The organism is Clostridioides sp. LIBA-7678 (assembly GCF_056716065.1).
This window is the reverse complement of record NZ_CP196987.1, coordinates 4,046,896-4,063,504: the sequence shown is the minus strand read 5'-3', so window position 1 is coordinate 4,063,504 and position 16,609 is coordinate 4,046,896. Positions and strand designations below refer to the sequence as shown.

The following is a 16,609-nucleotide window of genomic DNA, read 5'->3' as shown; positions in this document are numbered from 1 at the left end:
TAATCTATCAAACCTTTTTAACTGGTCAAGTTATTAAGGGTGCAGGGCGGATGCCTTGGCACTAGGAGCCGATGAAGGACGTGATAAGCTGCGATAAGCTTCGGGGAGTTGCACGTAAACTTTGATCCGAAGATTTCCGAATGAGGAAACTCACTTAGAGTAATGTCTAAGTATCATTAAGTGAATACATAGCTTAATGAGGGGAACTCAGGGAACTGAAACATCTAAGTACCTGAAGGAAGAGAAAGAAATTCGATTCCGTAAGTAGCGGCGAGCGAACGCGGAAGAGCCCAAACCAATAAAGTTTTCTTTATTGGGGTTGCGGACATATCATAACGAAGAGGTATCGTAATTGAAGAGGTTTGGAAAGACCCACCACAGAAGGTAATAGTCCTGTATGTTAAACGAGAAAACTTTAGATATGATCCAGAGTACCACGGGACACGTGAAACCCTGTGGGAAGCAGGAGGGACCACCCTCCAAGGCTAAATACTACCTAGTGACCGATAGCGTATAGTACCGTGAGGGAAAGGTGAAAAGAACCCCGGGAGGGGAGTGAAATAGAACCTGAAACCCTGCACTTACAAGCTGTGGAAGCACATTTCTTGTGTGACCGCGTACTTTTTGTAGAACGGGCCAACGAGTTACGTTAAGTAGCAAGGTTAAGCACTTAAGGTGTGGAGCCGTAGCGAAAGCGAGTTTTAACTGAGCGTTCAGTTACTTGACGTAGACCCGAAACCGGGCGACCTACCCATGAGCAGGATGAAGCGAAAGTAAAATTTCGTGGAGGTCCGAACCCACGAGCGTTGAAAAGCTCGGGGATGACTTGTGGGTAGCGGTGAAATTCCAATCGAGCCCGGAGATAGCTGGTTCTCCCCGAAATAGCTTTAGGGCTAGCCTCAAGGTGAGAGATACGGAGGTAGAGCACTGAATGTCCTAGGGGGTATTGCACCTACCGAAGACTATCAAACTCCGAATGCCGTCATCTTATACTTGGGAGTCAGACTGTGGGTGATAAGATTCATAGTCGAAAGGGCAACAGCCCAGATCGTCAGCTAAGGTCCCTAAATGTAAGTTAAGTGGTAAAGGATGTGGGATTGCACAGACAACCAGGATGTTGGCTTAGAAGCAGCCACTCATTCAAAGAGTGCGTAATAGCTCACTGGTCGAGTGATCCTGCGCCGAAGATTTCCGGGGCTAAAACTTACTACCGAAGCTACGGCATCATTATGATGGGTAGGGGAGCTTCCCATACGGGTTGAAGCATGACCGTAAGGACATGTGGACAGTATGGGAGTGAGAATGTTGGCATGAGTAGCGAGATGTGGGTGAGAATCCCACAGGCCGTAAACCCAAGGTTTCCAGGGGAAGGTTCGTCCGCCCTGGGTTAGTCGGGACCTAAGCTGAGGCCGAAAGGCGTAGGTGATGGACAACAGGTTGATATTCCTGTACTACCGATAACCGTTTGAGAGATGGGATGACACAGTAGGATAAGCTAAGCACACTGTTGGTTATGTGTGCCCAAGCATTGAGGCAGTCAGAGTAGGTAAATCCGCTTTGATAATGCTGGGATGTGATGGGGAGCGAAATTTAGTAGCGAAGTAGCTGATTTCACACTGTCAAGAAAAGTCTCTATCGAGGTTAAAGGTACCCGTACCGCAAACCGACACAGGTGGGTGAGGAGAGTATCCTAAGGCCCGCGAGAGAACTGTTGTTAAGGAACTCGGCAAAATGACCCCGTAACTTAGGGATAAGGGGTGCCACCATCCGGTGGCCGCAGAGAATAGGCCCAAGCGACTGTTTACCAAAAACATAGGTTTCTGCTAAGTCGCAAGACGATGTATAGGAGCTGACGCCTGCCCGGTGCTGGAAGGTTAAGGGGATCTGTTAGAGCAATCGAAGCAGTGAACTTAAGCCCCAGTAAACGGCGGCCGTAACTATAACGGTCCTAAGGTAGCGAAATTCCTTGTCGGGTAAGTTCCGACCCGCACGAAAGGCGTAACGATTTGGGCACTGTCTCAACAACAGACTCGGTGAAATTGTAATTCCGGTGAAGATGCCGGATACCTGCGACAGGACGGAAAGACCCCATGGAGCTTTACTGTAGCTTGACATTGGGTCTTGGTACTACATGTACAGGATAGGTGGGAGGCTTTGAAACCAGGACGCCAGTTTTGGCGGAGCCATCCTTGGGATACCACCCTTGTAGTACTGGGACTCTAACCATAGGCCATGAATCTGGTCTTGGGACACTGTCAGGTGGGCAGTTTGACTGGGGCGGTCGCCTCCCAAAAGGTAACGGAGGCGCTCAAAGGTTCTCTCAGTACGGTCGGAAATCGTACGTAGAGTGTAAAGGCAAAAGAGAGCTTGATTGCAAGACATACAGGTCGAGCAAGGATGAAAATCGGACTTAGTGATCCGGTGGTTCTGCGTGGAAGGGCCATCGCTCAACGGATAAAAGCTACCCTGGGGATAACAGGCTTATCTCCCCCAAGAGTCCACATCGACGGGGAGGTTTGGCACCTCGATGTCGGCTCATCACATCCTGGGGCTGTAGTAGGTCCCAAGGGTTGGGCTGTTCGCCCATTAAAGTGGTACGCGAGCTGGGTTCAGAACGTCGTGAGACAGTTCGGTCCCTATCCGTCGCAGGCGTAGGAAATTTGAGAAGACCTGTCCTTAGTACGAGAGGACCGGGATGGACGTACCTCTGGTGTACCAGTTGTTCTGCCAAGGGCATGGCTGGGTAGCTATGTACGGAATGGATAAGCGCTGAAAGCATCTAAGCGCGAAGCCAACTTCAAGATAAGATTTCCCACCGCAAGGGTAAGACCCCAGAAAGACTATCTGGTTGATAGGTCGAAGGTGTAAGTGCAGCAATGTATTTAGCTTATCGATACTAATAGGTCGAGGACTTGACCAAATTATTTGATGTCCATTCAATAAAATATATGTGTAGTTTTTAGAGTACTAACTCTAAAGAAACTAGTATTACTAGATTCTAAAAACTTAATAGAAATATTAAGCATAAAGATTATGTGGTTACAATAGCAGAGAGGATACACCTGTTCCCATTCCGAACACAGAAGTTAAGCTCTCTAGCGCTGATGGTACTTGGTGGGAAACTGCCTGGGAGAGTAGGACGTAGCCACGTAATTTTTTTATTTTTTGTAAAAAAAGACAAAAAATATGTATTTCTTTTTTTATTTCGGGGAAACTAAACACAGGAATTATGGACTATTATAAAAATTTAATTCTTGAGGAGTGATAGAAATGAAAAAAGTTGCTTTAATTTTAGCTATAATCGGTGCTCTTAACTGGGGAGGAATTGGTATCCTAGGTACAGATTTAATAGGTAGTATCTTTGGCGGAACATATGAAATGGTAAGTAGAATAATATACTTCATTGTAGGTTTAGCTGGATTATACTTAATACCAAGCTTAATGTCTGATGATAGAGAATAATTTAATTTGTACTTTTATATTAAATACCTCATTCTAAATATTTAGGATGAGGTATTTAATTTTATAAAAATCTTAATTTGTATCTTTTTTAATGGTAAAATAGATAAGAATTGAAGTTTTTAAAAAGATGTTTTATACAAGAAAGAAGTACTATGTGAAAAAAGGAGTATTATTAATATATGTTTATAATTAATGAATTAAGTAATATTTTAAATGATGAAGTAATATCTTTTCATATGCCTGGTCATAAAAAAGGCAGAATTTATGAGAAATTGGGATATAGAAATGTATTAGAAAATTTGTATAAAATGGATACTACTGAAATATTAGGAACTGATAACTTACATTCGCCAGAAGGGATTATAAAGAGTTCTCAGAAGAAAGCATCAAGAGTATTTAAAAGCGATTATACATGTTATCTAGTTAATGGGAGTAGTTGTGGAATACAGTCTGCGATAATGTCAGTGTGCGCTCCTAAGAGTAAAATAATTGTAAATAGAGATTGTCATAAATCTGTTATAAATGCATGCATTTTGGGAGATATAGATATAGAGTATATTTCTTGTGAGATAAGTGAAGATACGAATGTCTTAAAGGGAATATCCATAAGTAATGCGATTGATGTAATAGATAAAAACTTAGATGCAAAAGCAGTGCTTCTTACATATCCTACATATTATGGAATGACATATGATTTAGAATGTATTTGTAATTATGCACATGATAAAAAAATGGTAGTGATAATAGATGAAGCACATGGTGCTCATTTAGGTCTTAGTGATAGACTTCCTAAAACAGCTCTTGAGCAGGGTGCAGATATAGTTGTACAAAGTACTCATAAAACACTCCCATCATTTACTCAATCATCAATGATACATATAAAAGGAAATCGAATTGACATAGATAGACTCTTAAATCTGTTGAGAATCACAGAATCCTCAAGTCCTTCATATATATTGTTATCTTCTTTGGAGTTAGCGGTAGATATATATGAAAATAAGGGACAAGAACTAATGAAAGAGCTTTTAAATAAAATTAGAGTTTTTAAAAACAATATTAATGAAAATATTGAGATATATGATACGAATGATAAAACAAAGATATTTATATATTCTAAAAATATAGGTCTAACAGGTTATGAATTAGAAAATATTTTAAGAAATAAATACAACATACAGGTAGAATTATCTAATTATTATGGAGTCCTTTTAATATGTACAATAGGAAATAGTACTAAGGATTTCAATAGTTTAGAAACAGCATTGAACAATATTGTAAAAGAAGACTTTAGATTTACAAAGTTAGAAAATAAAGAATATCCCACTATTATTCCAAAGAAAATATTAACACCTAGAGAAGCATTTTATAAAACTAAAAAAAGTGTTAAAATATATGACAGCATAGGTAAAGTCTGTGGTGAATGTATAGTGCCATATCCACCTGGGATAAGCATAATATCTCCTGGTGAAATTATAAGCAAAGAAATAATAGATTATTTAATATTCTGTAATTCTAAAGGTATGGTTGTAAGTGGATTAAAAGACGTAGATTTAAATTTTATAGAAGTAATAGATTTAGAAAATATTTAAGTTTATAATACAAAGTTTAAAATTATAATATGAAGTAAAAAACTTATAGTTGTAATGAGTAATATATAGAATATTTATATAAAGTTGTCTAAATAAAAATTATATTAAAAAGTAAAAAGTGTTTGTATGGAGGATATGAAAATGAAAGGTAAGTTAATAATTATAGAAAGTGGTTCAGATGCAAGTGGAAAGGCAACTCAGACAAAAAGATTATATGAAAGACTAAAAAAAGAAGGCTATATGATTAAAAAGGTAGAATATCCAAATTATGAGTCTCCATCATCTGCTTTAGTAAAAATGTATTTAAAAGGAGATTTTGGTAAAAATGCATCAGATGTAGACCCATATATAGCATCAACTTTTTTTACTGCAGATAGATATGCTTCATTTAAAACCGATTGGGAGGAGTTTTACAATGAAGGTGGAATAATTATTGCAGATAGATATACAACCTCTAATATGGTACACCAAGCTTCTAAAATGGATGTTTCTGATAGAGAAGCATATTTAAACTGGCTAGCTGATTATGAATTTAATTTATTTAAGATACCACAACCTGATTGTGTTGTATTTCTAGATGTTCCTATTGAGTTTAGTGAGAAACTCATGGAAAATAGAAAAAACAAGATTACAGGAGAAGAAGAAAAAGATATTCATGAAAGTGATATAGAATATTTGAAGAAATCTTACAATAATGCTTTATATATAGCAGATAAATATGATTGGAAAAAAATAAATTGTGTTTCAGGTAACGAATTAAGAAGTATTGAAAGTATACATAATGAAGTTTATGAAATAGTTCTTGATTCAATAAAATCTATGGAGAGATAAATATGTATTTTGAAAATATTATAGGTCAAAATTTTGCAAAGAAATACTTAACAAATTCTATAAAGAAAAATAAACTTAATAATGCGTATATGTTTGAGGGTATAGATGGAATAGGAAAAAAGAAGTTTGCTGATGAGTTGTCTAAGTTGTTGCTTGATTATGTAAATCTAGAAAATAGTCCAGATTATATACTCATAAAGCCAGATGGAAATAGCATAAAAATAGCCCAAATCAGAAATATGCAATCAGACATAGTAATAAGACCTCATAAGGACTATAAAATATATATAATTAACAATGCTGAGAAAATGACTGTAGAAGCCCAAAATGCACTTTTAAAGACACTAGAGGAACCTCCAGATTATGCTATAATAATCTTAGTTACAAATAACAAAGAATCTTTACTAGAAACTATAAAATCTAGATGTGATATAATAAAGTTCTCACCTATACCAATGGAAGATTTAAAAAAATATTTAATAGATACAGGTATAGAGGAAGAAAGAGCCCAACTATTAGCTACTTTCTCAAGAGGAAGTATTGAGAATGCTTTGAGTCTATCTCAGTCTGCTGAATTTTCAGTGATGAGGGACGATATACAACAGTATATTCAAGTAATGTTAGATAAAAACATAGTAGAGATTCTAAACATCCCAAATAATATGGAAAAATATAGAGGTAATATTATAAGTTTATTGGATATTATGATAAACTATTTTCGAGATATTATCCTGTTAAAAGAAAATGTGAACAAAAATATGCTAATAAATGTAGACAAGCTAGTTTTTATTCAAAATATGAGTGGAAAAATTAGTTATTCTCAATTGTCCAAAATTATTGATATAATAGAAGATGCAAAGAGTAAAATAAAGAGCAATTGCAATTTTAATATAAGCATACAAGTTATGTCTTTAAATATATACGAGGTGATTAAATGATAAAAATAGTAGGTATAAGATTTAAAAGTGCAGGAAAAATATATTATTTTGACCCTGTTGATTTTAATATAGAGCAAGATATGGATGTAGTTGTAGAAACTGCAAGAGGTCTAGAGTATGGAAAAGTGGTAGTAGGACCAAAAGATATGGACGAGAGCGAACTAGTTTCCCCTCTAAAACCAATCATAAGAATAGCCACAGAGGAAGATAAAAAAATATATCTAGAAAATAAAGAAAAGGCAAAAGAAACTTTTGAATTATGCCAACAAAAAATAAAAGAACATGAGTTAACAATGTTTCTAATAGATTGTGAGTATACATTTGATAGAAATAAATTGATTTTTTACTTTACAGCAGAAGGAAGAATAGATTTTAGAGAATTGGTAAAAGATTTGGCTGCTATATTTAAGACTAGAATAGAGCTTAGACAAATTGGTGTTAGAGATGAAGCAAAATCTATAGGAGGTCTAGGACCTTGTGGTAGAAAACTTTGTTGTTCATCTTGGTTAGGTGATTTTCAACCAGTTTCAATAAAAATGGCAAAAGATCAAAGCCTATCTTTAAACCCAACAAAGATATCTGGAATATGTGGAAGATTATTCTGTTGTTTAAAATATGAGCATGATGTATATAGTGAGGCGATAGAAAAAATGCCTATTGTAGGTGCACTAGTGCAATCGGATGATGGAAAAGGAAAAGTTGTAGAAGTAAATCCTCTATTAGAGCAAATTAAAGTAGAGTTTCAGGATAAAACTGTAAAGATATATACAAGAGAAGATATAAAGATACTTAGAGAGCCTAAAAAATGTGATGGCTGTGGTGGTAAATGCAAAGATAATGATGGATTAGATGAAGCTACACTAAGAGAGTTGAAGAAATTAGAAGATTAAATTTAAGGTAGGTCTTTTCCTACCTTTTTTAAAGCAAATAATACTTGAGGTTATTAATATTTGAGGAGCGTTTATGAATATGCAATTAAAAGATTCAGAAAGAATAGATGATTTACAATTAAAAGGTCTTAAACTTATACAAGATACTAATGGATTTTGTTTTGGTATAGATGCAGTTTTATTAGCTAATTTTACTAAAATAAAAAAAGATGCTAAAGTTGTAGACCTAGGTACAGGAACAGGTATCATACCTATACTGATAGCAGGTAAAAGTGAAGCTAAAAAAATTATTGGTGTAGAAATACAAGAAGATGTATATGAAATGGCAACTCGTTCTGTAAAATTAAATAGTCTAGAAGAAAGAGTTGAGATTATAAATGAGGATATAAAATCTATAGATAAAGTTTTAGATATAAATGGTTATCATGTAGTTACATCAAACCCTCCATATATGCATATTGATGGAATAAAAAACCCAAATGATAAAAAAGCTATATCAAGACATGAAGTAAAGTGTAATTTAGAAGATGTAATTAAAGCTGCATCTAGATTAGTTATGCCTAGAGGAAAGTTTTTTATGATACACAGACCAACAAGATTGGTTGATATAATAACTTTAGGAAGAAAATATAAACTAGAGCCAAAGGTTATTCAATTTGTGCATCCAAGACCTAAAAAAGCACCTAATTTGGTTTTGGTTCAATTTGTGAAAGATGGAAGACCAGAGCTTAAGATATTAGACCCATTGTATGTTTATGGAGAAGATGGGAATTATACAAAAGAACTAAAAGCAATATATAATAATGAAGATATAGGAGAGTTATAGATGAGTGGGAAATTGTACATATGTCCAACACCAATAGGAAACCTAGAGGATATAACATACAGAACTTTAAGAGTATTAAAAGAAGTAGATTTGATTGCCGCAGAAGATACAAGACATAGTATAAAACTTTTAAATCATTTTGAAATTTCAAAGCCTTTGACTAGTTATCATGAACATAATAAAGATTCAAAGGGAGATTATTTAATAAATAAACTTATTGATGGAGAAAATATAGCTTTGATAAGCGATGCAGGTATGCCTGGTATATCTGACCCAGGAGAAGAGATAATAAAGCAAGCTATACAAAATAATATAGAGATAGAGGTTCTGCCAGGAGCAACAGCATTTGTAACTGCTTTAGTTGGCTCTGGTATGGATACACATAAATTTGTTTTTGAGGGCTTTTTAGATAGAGATAAAAAAGTTAGAAAAGGACAACTAGAAGAAATAAAAGAAGAAAGTAGAACTATAATTTTCTATGAATCACCACATAGATTGAAGGATACACTAAAAGATATGTTTAAGATTCTTGGAAATAGAAAAATTTCCATAAATAGAGAACTTACAAAAAAATATCAAGAGATAATCAGAGAAGATATAGAAACTGTTATAAAAATATTTGATGAAAAAGAAGTAAGAGGAGAGTTCGTATTAATAGTAGAAGGCTTTCATGGTGAAAAGTCAAAAAAAGAAGATTATGATGCTCTTACGGATAGGGAATATGTTTTAAAACTAATTGAAAGTGGTATGAACAAAAAAGATGCAATAAAAATAGTTTGTAAAGATAGAAAATTAAAAAAGGATGTAGTTTATAAACAAGTTCTGGATTTATAAAACCTGAATCTGAGGTGATTTTATGGAAATAGAAAAAATTATAATAGAAAGTTTAAAGAGAAAAGATACACATAAAACGTTTATAGAGTTGGATAAAAAGGATGAACTGGAAAAAATAATACCTAAAGTAAAATGTATGAAGTCTGTAGGAGAATGTAAATATCATGTTGTTAATTGCTTTGAGCACTCTATAAATGCATTAAGAGAATTGGAAATCGTTCTAAATGATAAAGATTTTTTCCCAATACATTTAAAAGAACATGTGTTAAATTATTTAGATGAATATGTTGAGGATGGTATAAATAAGTTACATGCACTAAAGTTAGGAATATTTTTACATGATATAGGTAAGCCTGATAGCATGACTTTAGATGAAACAGGAAGAGTTCATTTTACAAATCATGAAAAAATAGGTGCTCAAATAGTAGACAATATGGGGATAAAGTTAGAGTTATCAACAGAAACATATAAACTTATAAGTAAATATGTAAGACATCACATGATACTTTTGTCTTTGTATAAGAAAAATGATTTGAGTAGAAAAGAATTAATTAATGTATTTAATCTAATGGGTGAAGATACTATAGGAATAATACTACTTGGATATGCAGATATAGTTTCTACAATAAAGCTATTAGACAAAAGCGAAGAAGTGAGCGTGTTAAAGACATATATGGAATACATTCTAACAAATTACTTGTATAAAAGTAATTATACACATGTATAAATTTAGTCAATATAATTGAATTTTAAATGGTTAGTTAAAGTTTAAACTATGTAGATTTCAAAAACATAAAAGAAGTTGTCTTTGTTATAAAATTATGAAAGACAACTTTTTTTATATCAAAAATTGGAATTTCATTAAGGATACTTAATGGTCTATTAATTAATAAACCATTAGTATTTAACTTATATTACAATATTGATTTTGCTTGTATCGGTGTTGATAGTATAACAGAGGTCTTAGTAGAACCAATTTTCTTTATAGTATCAATCACATTTTCTAATTCGTACATATCTTTTACAATTACTTTTAGAAGTAAGCAATCATCACCTGTTATATGGTGACATTCTACAATTCTAGGGTCTTTTCCAGCTGACTCGATAAATTCTGTATATCCATTACTTGGAAGAGAAATATGAATAAACGCCTTTATAACTCTACCTAATGAATCTGGGTTAACAATAGCTTTATATCCTTCTATAACACCAGATTCTTCTAATCTTTTGACTCTTTCTGAAACTGCAGGAGAAGTTAAACCAACTATTTTTCCTAAGTCCTTCATAGAAATTCTCCCATCATCCTGTAAAATTTCTATGATTCTATAATCTGTAACATCCATAAATAAACAGTCCCCCTTAAATAAAAATAATTAATGCTATAAAACTTTTTTAGAATCTATCATTTTTGTTTTTAAATACCAAAGATCTTTAGATAAATCAACCTTATAAATGTGTGGTTTTGAAAGTCTTTTGTATTGTTCCCAGATAGTACTTAATTCATATTGTACATGATTTTTTATTTCAAGAACAGGTTTTTTATTATATTTGCATATTCCTTTTATATACAGTGGTTTAAGAAGCTCTTTAACTTTATATTTTGTAAATGTCTTCGTTTTCCATGTATATGTAGGATGGAAGATTTCTAAAGGTTTAGATTCATCTATAACTTCATCATGTAACATAATTAAATCTGCCTCTGCTTTATTGTCTTCGTTATATATTCTTATAACTTTCTTGTAACCAGGATTATTTATTTTTTCTGGATTTTCAGAAATCTTTATCTTAGGTTCAAGAGTTCCATTTTCACAAGATGCAGCTAATTTGTAAACTCCTCCAAGAGAAGGTGAATCAAAAGATGTAATGAGTTTTGTACCTACTCCCCATGAATTTATAGTAGCTCCTTCTGCTTTAAGTGATGATATAGTGTATTCATCAAGGTCATTAGATGCAGTGATACTAATATCTGAAAAGCCAGCACTATCTAATTGTTTTTTTGCTTCTTTAGATAAATAAGCTAAATCTCCAGAATCTAGCCTTATACCCATAGGTTTGTATCCTTTTTCAGAAATATTTTTAAACACCTTTATTGCATTAGGTACACCACTGTTTAATACATCATAAGTATCTACAAGAAGTAAGCATTTGTCTGGATAAACATCAGCATATGCTTGAAATGCATCAAGTTCAGTATCAAATTTTTGTACCCAACTATGCGCATGTGTACCAATTATAGGAATATCAAACATTTTCCCAGCTAATACATTTGCAGTTCCAGTACAACCACCAACTACAGCAGCTCTAGCTCCATATATACCTGCATCAGCACCTTGTGCACGACGTAACCCAAATTCAAATACAGGGTCTCCTTGAGCTGCAAAACAAACTCTAGAGGCTTTAGTAGCAATAAGAGATTGAAAATTGACTATAGTCAACAATGCTGTTTCAATAAGTTGAGCTTGATATAATGGTGCCTTAACAGTAATCAATGGCTCATTAGGAAACATGATAGTTCCTTCTTCAACAGCATATATATCTCCTGTGAACTTAAATTCTTTTAAAAACTTTAGAAATTTATCAGAAAATAAATTTAAGCTTTTTAAGTACTCTAAATCTTCATCTGAAAAATGAAGATTATCTATGTATTCAACAACCTGATCAATACCACAAACTATAGTATATCCTCCATCACAAGCGTTTTTTCTAAAAAACATATCGAATACAACAATGTCTTCGTGAATATTTTTTTCAAAATAGCCATTTAACATAGTAAGCTGATATAAATCAGTAAGAAGTGTTAGATTTCTCATTATTTCTCTCCTTAATTATTATTAAATATTAAAAATTATAAAAACTCCCACACTTATACTAAAACATAATATAGTACAACTTTCAAGTATAAAGTATTACCTAACTATCATAAAATTATTTAAAGAGGAGGATGATTAGGATAGGAAAAATATGGTTTTATATGGTATCAATAGGAATAATAGGAAGTTTGATTTCTAAAAATATGGGTGAATTAAATAAAGTTATATTGAGTGAGACATCAAAAGGTATAGAATTTGCAATAAGTTTAGCTGGTATCATGGCACTTTGGATGGGTGTAATGAATATTGCAAAAGAATCAGGTCTAATCGAAAAGATAGGTCAGAAATTAAATCCTATAATGAGAAGATTATTTCCTTCTATTCCAAAAGGTCACAAAGCAATGTCTTATATAGTTATGAATATTGCTTTAAATATGCTGGGAGCTGGAAATGGTGCAACAGCATTTGGTTTAAAGGCAATGAGCGAACTTCAAACTTTAAACAATAAAAAAGATACAGCAACTAATGATATGATTATGTTTATGGTAATAAATATATCATCTATACAGATAATTCCATTTACTATAATTAAACTAAGGATGGATATGGGAGCTCAAAATCCAAGTGAAATAATCTTTACAACTTTATTTGCAACCATTATATCTACAGCAATAGCTATAATAACATGTAAATTTTTTCAAAAAAGATATAGATAAAGGGGATGTAGATACATGGAAGTATTTTCAAACTTACTTATACCAATAATAATTTTGTACATAGTAGTTTATGGTAAATATAAAAAAATAGATGTGTATGATAGCTTTGTAAAAGGAGCAATCGATGGGCTAAAAGCAGCTTGGGATATTCTACCATATATAATAGGAATATTTTTGGCAATAGGAATATTCAAAACAGGTAAAGGTCTTGATATGTTAGAATGGTTATTTACACCAATAGCAAATGTGCTTAGTATACCAAAAGAATTAATAGGTCTAATAAGTGTAAAACCTTTATCTGGAAGTGGTGCTTTAGGTATGTATAGTGAACTTGCAAATAGGGTTGGAATAGGTAGTTTAGTAGAAAAAATGGGAGCTACAATTGTAGGTTCTTCTGAAACTATATTTTATACAATGGCAATATACTATGGAAGCCTAAAGATAAAAAACACTAGACATACATTATCATGTGCTATGATTACCCATGTTGCTGGTGTTATAGCAGCTGTTTTTATTTGCTATGTAATATTTGTATAATTTGTTGACAATGTGGGAAAAATTTTATAATATAGTGATTATATAGAAATAAATAGTAATATAAATTATAAGCTATGAAAAGAAGAGTAAATAAAGGTTTTTTCTATCAGAGAGCTAGATTAGGTGAAAGCTAGTGTCAAAAGCTTTATTGAAGATGGTCTTGGAGCTTTTTATCTGAGCATATATGCTAGGATAAAACGGTTGGACACGTTATAGTCTACTAAGATGTCTATAAAGTGAATTTCTACATTTCATGTGAAACATAATTATTATAGATGAATTAGGGTGGTACCGTGAATAATCTCGCCCCTATGTTAGCTCATAGGAGGCGATTTTTTATTATTTCAATGAAATATTTATAAAACTAGAACGATAAAAAAATTAGGAGGTAAATAATATGAGCAAACCGAGTTTTTATGTAACAACACCAATATACTATCCAAGTGGAGGATTACACATAGGTCATACTTATTCAACAGTAGCAGCAGATACGATAGCTAGATTTAAGCGTTTCTGTGGATACGATGTAAAGTTCTTAACAGGAACAGATGAGCATGGTGAAAAAATCCAAAAGAAAGCTATAGAACAAGGAATGTCAGAGATAGAATATCTTGATGGAATGATAAAAGATATAAAAGCTTTATGGAATACTATGGATATATCTTATGATGATTTTATAAGAACGACAGAAAAAAGACATACAGACATAATACAAAAAATATTTACTAAATTATATGAGCAAGGTGATATATATAAAGGAGAATATGAAGGTAGATATTGTACTCCTTGTGAGAGCTTTTGGACAGAATCTCAATTATTGGAAGGAAATAAATGCCCTGATTGTGGAAGAGAAACATACTTAGTAAAAGAAGAATCTTATTTCTTTAGACTATCTAAATATGAAGATAGATTAAAAGAGTTATTTAAGGATGATAGTTTCTGTTTCCCTGCTGCTAGAAAAAACGAAATGGTAGCAAACTTCTTAGATAAAGGATTAGAAGACTTAAGTGTAACAAGAACGACTTTTGACTGGGGAATAAAAGTTCCTTTTGATGAAAAACATGTAATTTATGTATGGGTAGATGCTTTATGTAATTACATAACAGCATTAGGATATATGACTGACAATGATGAAGAGTTTAAAAAATATTGGCCTGCCAATGTCCAAATAGTAGGCAAAGAAATAGTGAGATTCCATACAATAATATGGCCAGCACTTTTAATGGCTTTAGGTTTAGAAGTTCCAAAGCAAGTATTTGGGCATGGATGGATATTATTTGCTGATGATAAGATGAGTAAATCAAAAGGTAATGTGGTTTATCCAGAGCCTATAATAGAAAGATATGGAATAGATACACTTAAATACTTCTTATTAAGAGAGTTTGCATTTGGACAAGATGGAAGCTATACTCATAGAAACTTTGTAACAAGAATAAATTATGATTTGGCAAATGATTTAGGAAACTTAATAAGTAGAACTGTGGCTATGGTTGAAAAGTACAATAATGGAATAATACCAACAGCAAAAGTTTCAACTGATTTTGATGCAGATTTAAAAGAACAAGCTGTATCAACTAGAGAAAATTTTGAAGCAGAGATGGATAAGATGCAATTCCATGAAGCATTAGAGAGTGTATGGAAATTAGTTAGAAGAACTAACAAATATATAGATGAAACTATGCCTTGGGCACTAGCTAAAGATGAAGCTAAGAAAGATGAATTAGACACAGTTTTATATAATTTATGTGAATCTATAAGAATAATCGCTACATTAATAAATCCTATAATGAATGAAACAGCTAATAAAATATATGAGCATATAGGAATAAAAGGTCAAGATGATATAACTACATGGGAAAGTACAAAGACATTTGGACTTATTGGCGAAAATGTAAAGGTATTTAAAGGTGAGCCTTTATTCCCAAGATTAGATGTAGAAAAAGAAATAGAAGAATTAACTGAGATGTTTTCTGGAAAACCTCCAGTAGAGGAAAAACCATTAGAACATAAAGCAGAAATTACTATTGATGATTTAGACAAAATAGAGCTTAGAGTAGGAAAAATAATAAGCTGTGAAAAGCATCCAAAAGCAAATAAATTATTAGTGTCACAAGTTAAACTTGGACCAGAAACAAGACAAATAGTATCAGGAATAGCTGAATACTATAAGCCAGAAGATTTGGTAGGCAAGGAAGTTACAGTAGTATGCAACTTAAAGCCAGTTAAATTAAGAGGTGTAGAATCTCAAGGTATGATATTAGCAGCAGGTGATGATGGAGACCCATATATTCTACCATTTACACAAGGAGCTAAAGATGGATGCGAGGTTCGTTAATAGGCAATTAAACAGTAAGGAGATTAAAGATGTTATTTGACTCACACGCACATTTAAATGATGAAAGTTTTGATGAAGATAGAGATGAACTGATTGGTTCATTAAAAGAAAAAGGTGTCGATTTGGTTGTAAATCCAGGTGCGGATATAGAAACATCAATAACAGCAATTGAGCTAGCAAAAAAGTATGATTTTATATATTCAGCAGTTGGAGTACATCCACATGATGTATCAAAGCTAGATGATACAGCAATAGATACTTTAAGAAAACTTGCAACTGAAAATGAAAAAGTTGTAGCTATTGGAGAAATTGGGTTAGATTACTATTATGATTATTCTCCAAGAGAAGAGCAAAAAGAGTGGTTTAAGAAGCAAATTGAGTTAGCTAATGAGTTAAAACTTCCAATAATAATACATGATAGAGATGCACATGGAGATACTTTTGAGATAATAAAAAACACTAAGAGTCCTGAAATAGGATGTGTACTTCACTGTTATAGTGGCAATGTAGAGTTAGCTAGAGAATATGTTAAAATGGGTTGTTATATATCAATTCCAGGAACAGTTACTTTTAAGAATAACAAGAAAACTAGAGAAGTAGTAAGAGAAATTCCTCTAGAAAGACTGTTTATAGAGACTGATTCACCATATATGTCACCAGAGCCACACAGAGGAAAGAGAAATAACCCTTCTCAAGTAGCCTTTGTCGCTGATAAAATAGCTCAAGAAAAAGGAATATCCTATGAAGAAGTATGCAGAACTACAAAAGAAAATGCAAAGAAGTTTTTTAATATAAAATAAACAATTAAAATTTATAATGACATATGAAATGAGCAATTTAT

14 protein-coding genes, 2 rRNA genes and 1 other annotated feature are annotated in these 16,609 nt (G+C 32.6%); of the genes, 14 read left to right on the top strand and 2 right to left on the bottom strand.

What is annotated here, in order from left to right:
* Window positions 1–23: 23 nt before the first annotated feature.
* The 10 genes from ACTG46_RS18755 to ACTG46_RS18710 all read left to right on the top strand — a co-directional run bounded on the left by ACTG46_RS18755 (window position 24) and on the right by ACTG46_RS18710 (window position 10,097).
* Window positions 24–2,920: ribosomal RNA gene (locus ACTG46_RS18755) — 23S ribosomal RNA — on the top strand.
* A gap of 114 nt (window positions 2,921–3,034) precedes the next feature.
* Window positions 3,035–3,151: ribosomal RNA gene (rrf, locus tag ACTG46_RS18750) — 5S ribosomal RNA — on the top strand.
* Between the two features lie 119 nt (window positions 3,152–3,270).
* Window positions 3,271–3,462, top strand: a complete 192-nt coding sequence (locus ACTG46_RS18745; RefSeq protein ID WP_021386455.1) for a DUF378 domain-containing protein — start codon at window positions 3,271–3,273, stop codon at window positions 3,460–3,462.
* A gap of 179 nt (window positions 3,463–3,641) precedes the next feature.
* Window positions 3,642–5,051, top strand: coding sequence for an aminotransferase class I/II-fold pyridoxal phosphate-dependent enzyme (locus ACTG46_RS18740; protein ID WP_479923382.1), 1,410 nt, complete (start codon window positions 3,642–3,644; stop codon window positions 5,049–5,051).
* A 141-nt stretch (window positions 5,052–5,192) separates the two neighbouring features.
* Window positions 5,193–5,882, top strand: a complete 690-nt coding sequence (locus ACTG46_RS18735; protein ID WP_054271980.1) for a dTMP kinase — start codon at window positions 5,193–5,195, stop codon at window positions 5,880–5,882.
* A 2-nt stretch (window positions 5,883–5,884) separates the two neighbouring features.
* Window positions 5,885–6,820 carry a DNA polymerase III subunit gene (locus ACTG46_RS18730; protein ID WP_074180066.1) on the top strand — a complete coding sequence of 312 codons (936 nt, stop codon included), beginning with the start codon at window positions 5,885–5,887 and terminating at the stop codon, window positions 6,818–6,820.
* Window positions 6,817–7,710 carry a PSP1 domain-containing protein gene (locus ACTG46_RS18725; protein WP_167639855.1) on the top strand — a complete coding sequence of 298 codons (894 nt, stop codon included), beginning with the start codon at window positions 6,817–6,819 and terminating at the stop codon, window positions 7,708–7,710. The genes ACTG46_RS18730 and ACTG46_RS18725 overlap by 4 nt, the downstream gene beginning before the upstream one ends.
* A gap of 79 nt (window positions 7,711–7,789) precedes the next feature.
* On the top strand, window positions 7,790–8,536 hold the full coding sequence (locus ACTG46_RS18720) for a tRNA1(Val) (adenine(37)-N6)-methyltransferase (RefSeq protein ID WP_479924080.1): 747 nt from the start codon (window positions 7,790–7,792) through the stop codon (window positions 8,534–8,536).
* The gene (rsmI, locus tag ACTG46_RS18715; protein WP_021386462.1) at window positions 8,537–9,370 is read left to right on the top strand and encodes a 16S rRNA (cytidine(1402)-2'-O)-methyltransferase; all 834 of its coding nucleotides are present in this window, start codon (window positions 8,537–8,539) and stop codon (window positions 9,368–9,370) included. It begins immediately after the preceding gene.
* Between the two features lie 22 nt (window positions 9,371–9,392).
* Window positions 9,393–10,097, top strand: a complete 705-nt coding sequence (locus tag ACTG46_RS18710) for an HD domain-containing protein (protein WP_054271976.1) — start codon at window positions 9,393–9,395, stop codon at window positions 10,095–10,097.
* Window positions 10,098–10,284: 187 nt separating this feature from the next.
* Here the strand turns inward: ACTG46_RS18710 and ACTG46_RS18705 are convergent, their stop codons facing one another.
* Both ACTG46_RS18705 and ACTG46_RS18700 read right to left on the bottom strand, forming a co-directional pair.
* On the bottom strand, window positions 10,285–10,713 hold the full coding sequence (locus ACTG46_RS18705) for an Lrp/AsnC family transcriptional regulator (protein ID WP_021386461.1): 429 nt from the start codon (window positions 10,711–10,713) through the stop codon (window positions 10,285–10,287).
* Between the two features lie 36 nt (window positions 10,714–10,749).
* Complete coding sequence (locus tag ACTG46_RS18700; protein WP_054271975.1) at window positions 10,750–12,180, bottom strand: nicotinate phosphoribosyltransferase; 1,431 nt, start codon at window positions 12,178–12,180, stop codon at window positions 10,750–10,752.
* Window positions 12,181–12,311: 131 nt separating this feature from the next.
* Here ACTG46_RS18700 and ACTG46_RS18695 point away from each other — a divergent pair, with 131 nt between their 5' ends.
* The 4 genes from ACTG46_RS18695 (at window position 12,312) to ACTG46_RS18680 (ending at window position 16,568) form a co-directional block, all read left to right on the top strand.
* The gene (locus tag ACTG46_RS18695) at window positions 12,312–12,896 is read left to right on the top strand and encodes a nucleoside recognition domain-containing protein (RefSeq protein WP_054271974.1); all 585 of its coding nucleotides are present in this window, start codon (window positions 12,312–12,314) and stop codon (window positions 12,894–12,896) included.
* Window positions 12,897–12,911: 15 nt separating this feature from the next.
* Window positions 12,912–13,433 (top strand): spore maturation protein, encoded by a 522-nt coding sequence (locus tag ACTG46_RS18690; RefSeq protein ID WP_054271973.1) that lies wholly within the window; start codon window positions 12,912–12,914, stop codon window positions 13,431–13,433.
* A gap of 65 nt (window positions 13,434–13,498) precedes the next feature.
* Window positions 13,499–13,747, top strand: a binding site (T-box leader).
* An 83-nt stretch (window positions 13,748–13,830) separates the two neighbouring features.
* Complete coding sequence (metG, locus tag ACTG46_RS18685) at window positions 13,831–15,768, top strand: methionine--tRNA ligase (protein ID WP_074180069.1); 1,938 nt, start codon at window positions 13,831–13,833, stop codon at window positions 15,766–15,768.
* Between the two features lie 29 nt (window positions 15,769–15,797).
* Window positions 15,798–16,568 carry a TatD family hydrolase gene (locus ACTG46_RS18680; RefSeq protein WP_479923381.1) on the top strand — a complete coding sequence of 257 codons (771 nt, stop codon included), beginning with the start codon at window positions 15,798–15,800 and terminating at the stop codon, window positions 16,566–16,568.
* Window positions 16,569–16,609: the final 41 nt, after the last annotated feature.

Coding starts and splice junctions, on each gene's coding strand:
- ACTG46_RS18725 (WP_167639855.1), top strand. CDS start 6,817: ATGATAAAAATAGTAGGTATAAGATTTAAAAGTGCAGGAAAAATATAT.
- ACTG46_RS18720 (WP_479924080.1), top strand. CDS start 7,790: ATGCAATTAAAAGATTCAGAAAGAATAGATGATTTACAATTAAAAGGT.
- ACTG46_RS18730 (WP_074180066.1), top strand. CDS start 5,885: ATGTATTTTGAAAATATTATAGGTCAAAATTTTGCAAAGAAATACTTA.
- ACTG46_RS18745 (WP_021386455.1), top strand. CDS start 3,271: ATGAAAAAAGTTGCTTTAATTTTAGCTATAATCGGTGCTCTTAACTGG.
- ACTG46_RS18680 (WP_479923381.1), top strand. CDS start 15,798: ATGTTATTTGACTCACACGCACATTTAAATGATGAAAGTTTTGATGAA.
- ACTG46_RS18695 (WP_054271974.1), top strand. CDS start 12,312: ATGATTAGGATAGGAAAAATATGGTTTTATATGGTATCAATAGGAATA.
- rsmI (WP_021386462.1), top strand. CDS start 8,537: ATGAGTGGGAAATTGTACATATGTCCAACACCAATAGGAAACCTAGAG.
- ACTG46_RS18735 (WP_054271980.1), top strand. CDS start 5,193: ATGAAAGGTAAGTTAATAATTATAGAAAGTGGTTCAGATGCAAGTGGA.
- ACTG46_RS18740 (WP_479923382.1), top strand. CDS start 3,642: ATGTTTATAATTAATGAATTAAGTAATATTTTAAATGATGAAGTAATA.
- ACTG46_RS18710 (WP_054271976.1), top strand. CDS start 9,393: ATGGAAATAGAAAAAATTATAATAGAAAGTTTAAAGAGAAAAGATACA.
- ACTG46_RS18690 (WP_054271973.1), top strand. CDS start 12,912: ATGGAAGTATTTTCAAACTTACTTATACCAATAATAATTTTGTACATA.
- ACTG46_RS18700 (WP_054271975.1), bottom strand. CDS start 12,180: ATGAGAAATCTAACACTTCTTACTGATTTATATCAGCTTACTATGTTA.
- metG (WP_074180069.1), top strand. CDS start 13,831: ATGAGCAAACCGAGTTTTTATGTAACAACACCAATATACTATCCAAGT.
- ACTG46_RS18705 (WP_021386461.1), bottom strand. CDS start 10,713: ATGGATGTTACAGATTATAGAATCATAGAAATTTTACAGGATGATGGG.